Source organism: Burkholderia sp. Cy-637 (genome assembly GCF_011753175.1).
GTDB classification, from domain to species: domain Bacteria; phylum Pseudomonadota; class Gammaproteobacteria; order Burkholderiales; family Burkholderiaceae; genus Burkholderia; species Burkholderia gladioli.
This window is the reverse complement of sequence record NZ_VWWC01000294.1, coordinates 1-4,427: the sequence shown is the minus strand read 5'-3', so window position 1 is coordinate 4,427 and position 4,427 is coordinate 1. Positions and strand designations below refer to the sequence as shown.

Here is a 4,427-nt window from a genome sequence, read left to right as displayed (position 1 = left end):
GTGCCCATGCCGACCGCCGTGCCGACCATCGAGCCGTCGGTGTCCGGCCCCGGCGACAGCCGCTCGTACGCGTCGCGCACCGGCACTCGGGCCGGCGCCTCAGCCGCCGGTATGCGCGGCGATGAAGTCCTTCACCTGCTGCACATCGGCCTTCACCACCTCGAAGCGCTGCGGCAGCGCCTCGATGCCGTCGAACGCGGCGGGACGCTCGGCCTCGCGGCCCAGCGCCTCGCGGATCGTCTCGCCGAACTTGATCGGCTGGGCGGTCTCCAGCACCACCATCGGCACGCCCGGCTGCAGGTGCTCGCGCGCCACCTTCACGCCGTCGGCCGTATGCGTGTCGATCATGGTCGCGTAGCGCGCGTGGACGTCGCGGATCGTCGCCAGGCGATCCTCGTGCGTGCTGCGGCCCGAGACGAAGCCGAACTCGGCCACGCGCGCGAAATCGCCGCTCGCGGCGAGATCGAAGCCGCCCTTGTGCTCGACGTCGTGGAACAGTTGCAGCACGCGCGCCGGATCGCGGCCCAGCAGGTCGAACACGAAGCGCTCGAAGTTGGAGGCCTTCGAGATGTCCATGCTGGGGCTGCTGGTGTGATAGGTCTGCTCGGCGCCGCGCACGCGGTAGCTGCCGGTGCGGAAGAACTCGTCGAGCACGTCGTTCTCGTTGGTGGCCACCACCAGCTTCTCGATCGGCAGGCCCATCATGCGCGCGATATGGCCCGCGCAGACGTTGCCGAAGTTGCCCGAGGGCACCGTGAACGAGACGCGCTCGTCGTTGCTGCGGGTCGCGGCGAAGTAGCCCTTGAAGTAGTAGACGACCTGCGCGACCACCCGTGCCCAATTGATCGAGTTGACCGTGCCGATCTTGTGGCGCGCCTTGTAGGCGTGGTCGTTCGAGACCGCCTTGACGATGTCCTGGGCGTCGTCGAACACGCCTTCCACGGCCAGATTGAAGATGTTCGGATCCTGCAGGCTGTACATCTGCGCCGACTGGAACGCGCTCATCTTCCGGTGCGGCGAGAGCATGAACACGCGCACGCCGGCCTTGCCGCGCATCGCGTATTCGGCGGCGCTGCCGGTGTCGCCCGAGGTCGCGCCGAGGATGTTGAGGGTCTCGCCGTGCTTGGCCAGCGTGTACTCGAACAGGTTGCCGAGCAGCTGCATGGCCATGTCCTTGAACGCCAGGGTCGGGCCGTTCGACAGCTCCAGCAGCGCCAGCGTGGTGCCGCCCTCGCTGCCGAGCGTCTTGATCGGCGTGATGTCGGCGGCGTTCTCGCCATGGCGCGTGTTGGCGTAGACCTCGGCGCGATAGGTGCGGCGCGTGAGTTCGCGCAGGTCCTCGGCCGGGATGTCGTCGCTGAACTTGGAGAGCACCTCGAAGGCCAGCTCCGCGTAAGGCAGCTCGCGCCAGCGCGCCAGTTCCCCGGCGCTCACGCGCGGGTATTCGGCCGGCAGGTAGAGCCCGCCGTCCTTGGCCAGGCCGCCCAGCAGGATGTCCGAAAACGTATGGCGCTCGCCGATGCCGGCGCCGCGCGTCGAAATGTAATTCATGTCGTCCTCAGTTGAGCGCTTCCATGCGCAGCTTCGTGACCTTGGAACGGATCGTCGGCAACGCCTCGATGCTCGCGATCGCCGCGTTCACGTTGCGCTCCACCGTCACGTGCGTGATCAGGATGATGTCGGTTTCGTCGCTGCCGCCGTCGACCTGGTCCGATTCCTTCTGCAGCAGCGCGTCGATCGAGATGCCCGATTCGGCCAGGATGCGCGTGATGTCGGCCAGCACGCCGGTTTCGTCGGCCACCCGCAGGCGCAGGTAGTAGCCGCTGGTGACCGCCTCGATCGGCAGGATCGGCGTGTTCGACAGGCTTTCCGGCTGGAACGCGAGATGCGGCACGCGATGTTCCGGGTCGGCCGTGTGCAGGCGCGTGACGTCGACCAGGTCGGCCACCACGGCCGAGGCGGTCGGCTCGGCGCCGGCGCCCTTGCCGTAGTAGAGCGTGGTGCCGACCGCGTCGCCGTGCACCACCACCGCGTTCATCGCGCCCTCGACATTGGCCAGCAGGCGTTTCTCCGGGATCAGGGTGGGATGCACGCGCAGCTCGATGCCCGCCTCGGTGCGGCGCGCGATGCCCAGCAGCTTGATGCGATAGCCGAGCTCCTCGGCATAGCGAATGTCGGTGGCGGCCAGCTTGCTGATGCCCTCGACGTAGGCGCGCTCGAACTGCACCGGCACGCCGAACGCGATCGCGCTCATGATGGTGGCCTTGTGCGCGGCGTCCACGCCCTCGATGTCGAAGGTCGGGTCGGCCTCGGCGTAGCCGAGCTCCTGGGCGGCCTTCAGCGCGGTGGCGAAGTCCAGGCCGCGGTCGCGCATCTCCGACAGGATGTAGTTGGTGGTGCCGTTGATGATGCCGGCGATGTACTGGATGCGGTTGGCGGTCAGGCCCTCGCGCAGCGCCTTGATGATCGGGATGCCGCCGGCCACGGCGGCCTCGAACGCGACCATCACGCCCTTCTCGCGCGCGGCCGCGAAGATCTCGCTGCCGTGCACGGCGAGCAGGGCCTTGTTGGCGGTCACCACGTGCTTGCCGTTGGCGATCGCGCGCAGCACCAGCTCGCGGGCGATGCCGGTGCCGCCGATCATCTCGGCGACGATCGAGATCGAGGGATCGTCGACCACCGCCTGGAAATCGGTGCTCAGATCGACGCTCGCGCCGCCCAGCGCGGCCTGCGCCTTGGCCGGGTTGCGCAGCGCGATGCGCGTGATCTCGATGCCCCGGCCGGCGCGCCGCTTGATTTCTTCCTGATTGCGGCGCAGCACCTCGAAGGTGCCGCTGCCGACGGTGCCGAAGCCCAACAGGGCGACTTTGATCGGTTCCATGCTGCGTGTGGTTGCGTTTTGAAGTTGAAAGACGGAAGCGGCCGCTCAGGCCGCGTGACGTTTGCGATAGCCGTCGAGGAATCGCGCGATGCGATTGATCGAGTCGGTCAGATCGTCGATGTTCGGCAGGAACACCACGCGGAAGTGATCCGGGGTGGGCCAGTTGAAGCCGGTGCCCTGCACCAGCAGCACGCGCTCCTTGAGCAGCAGGTCGAGAATGAATTCCTGGTCGTTCCGGATCGGGTAGAGCTTCGGGTCCAGGCGCGGGAACATGTAGAGCGCCGCGTCGGGCTTCACGCAGCTCACGCCCGGGATCGAGGTCAGCATGTCGTAGGCGAGCTCGCGCTGGCGGTACAGGCGCCCGCTCGGCACCAGCAGCTCGTTGATGCTCTGGTAGCCGCCCAGCGCGGTCTGGATCGCGAACTGGCCCGGCACGTTGGCGCACAGCCGCATCGACGAGAGGATCCCGAGCCCTTCCAGGTAGTCCTTGGCGCGCGCGCGGTTCTCGCCGTTCAGGCCGGCCACGGACATCCAGCCGGCGCGGTAGCCGCAGGAGCGGTAGCTCTTGGACAGGCTGTTGAAGGTGACCGTGATCACGTCCTCGGTGAGCGAGGCCAGCGCCGTGTGGGTCTTGCCGTCGTAGAGGATCTTGTCGTAGACCTCGTCGGCGAAGATCAGCAGGCCGTGCTCGCGCGCGATCGCGATCAGCTCGCGCAGCAGGTCGTCGGAATACAGCGCGCCGGTGGGGTTGTTCGGGTTGATCACCACCAGCGCCTTGGTGTTCGGCGTGATCTTGCGGCGGATGTCGTCGGTATCGGGCATCCAGCCGTTCTGCTCGTCGCACATGTAGTGCACCGGCGTGCCGCCCGACAGGCTCACGGCGGCGGTCCAGAGCGGGTAGTCCGGCGCCGGCAGCAGCACCTCGTCGCCGTTGTTGAGCAGCGCCTGGGTGGCCATCACGATCAGCTCCGAGGCGCCGTTGCCGATGTAGATGTCGTCCAGGCCGACGCCCTTCACGCCCTTTTCCTGGGTGTAGTGCATCACGGCCTTGCGCGCCGAGAACACCCCCTTCGAATCCGAATAACCCGACGAAGCCGGCAGGTTGCGGATCATGTCCTGGATGATCTCGTCGGGCGCCTCGAAGCCGAAGGGCGCCAGGTTGCCGATGTTCAGCTTGATGATCTTGTGCCCTTCCTCCTCGAGGCGCTTGGCGTGCTCGAGCACCGGGCCGCGAATGTCGTAGCAGACGTTGAGCAGCTTGTTGGATTTCTGAATCGGTTTCACGGCGGGCACGTTCCTGGGCAAGGCCTGCGGGGCAAGAAAAGGGGGACGAAACTGGAAAGCGGCGGGTGGATGCGCGCTGTCTAGGAAAGCGGTCGGGGAGCGCGGCCGGACGCGGCTTGTGGCGACGCGCGACGCAAATGCCGCCCGGGGGCGACTTAAAAGTTATAATTTAGCGGATTTTCACCCGCTTTCGCAATGCACCATTCCGGCTCGCCGGCCCAGGCGGCGCCCACCGGCACCGCGCACGGCCGGCGGCGCGCCC

At 67.3% G+C, this 4,427-nt stretch carries 3 protein-coding genes; all 3 read right to left on the bottom strand.

What is annotated here, in order from left to right:
- Positions 1-99: 99 nt before the first annotated feature.
- Genes thrC through F3J10_RS34470 form a run of 3 tightly spaced genes read right to left on the bottom strand, consistent with a single transcriptional unit; the run spans position 100 to position 4,165 of the window.
- Complete coding sequence (gene thrC, locus F3J10_RS34480; protein ID WP_025097635.1) at positions 100-1,551, bottom strand: threonine synthase; 1,452 nt, start codon at positions 1,549-1,551, stop codon at positions 100-102.
- 7 nt (positions 1,552-1,558) lie between these two features.
- Positions 1,559-2,881 carry a homoserine dehydrogenase gene (locus tag F3J10_RS34475; RefSeq protein ID WP_025097634.1) on the bottom strand — a complete coding sequence of 441 codons (1,323 nt, stop codon included), beginning with the start codon at positions 2,879-2,881 and terminating at the stop codon, positions 1,559-1,561.
- A gap of 45 nt (positions 2,882-2,926) precedes the next feature.
- The gene (locus F3J10_RS34470; protein ID WP_013698280.1) at positions 2,927-4,165 is read right to left on the bottom strand and encodes a pyridoxal phosphate-dependent aminotransferase; all 1,239 of its coding nucleotides are present in this window, start codon (positions 4,163-4,165) and stop codon (positions 2,927-2,929) included.
- Between the last annotated feature and the right edge of the window lie 262 nt (positions 4,166-4,427).

Excerpts from the sequence above, each read along its gene's own strand:
- thrC (WP_025097635.1), bottom strand. The coding sequence starts at position 1,551 with ATGAATTACATTTCGACGCGCGGCGCCGGCATCGGCGAGCGCCATACG.
- F3J10_RS34475 (WP_025097634.1), bottom strand. The coding sequence starts at position 2,881 with ATGGAACCGATCAAAGTCGCCCTGTTGGGCTTCGGCACCGTCGGCAGC.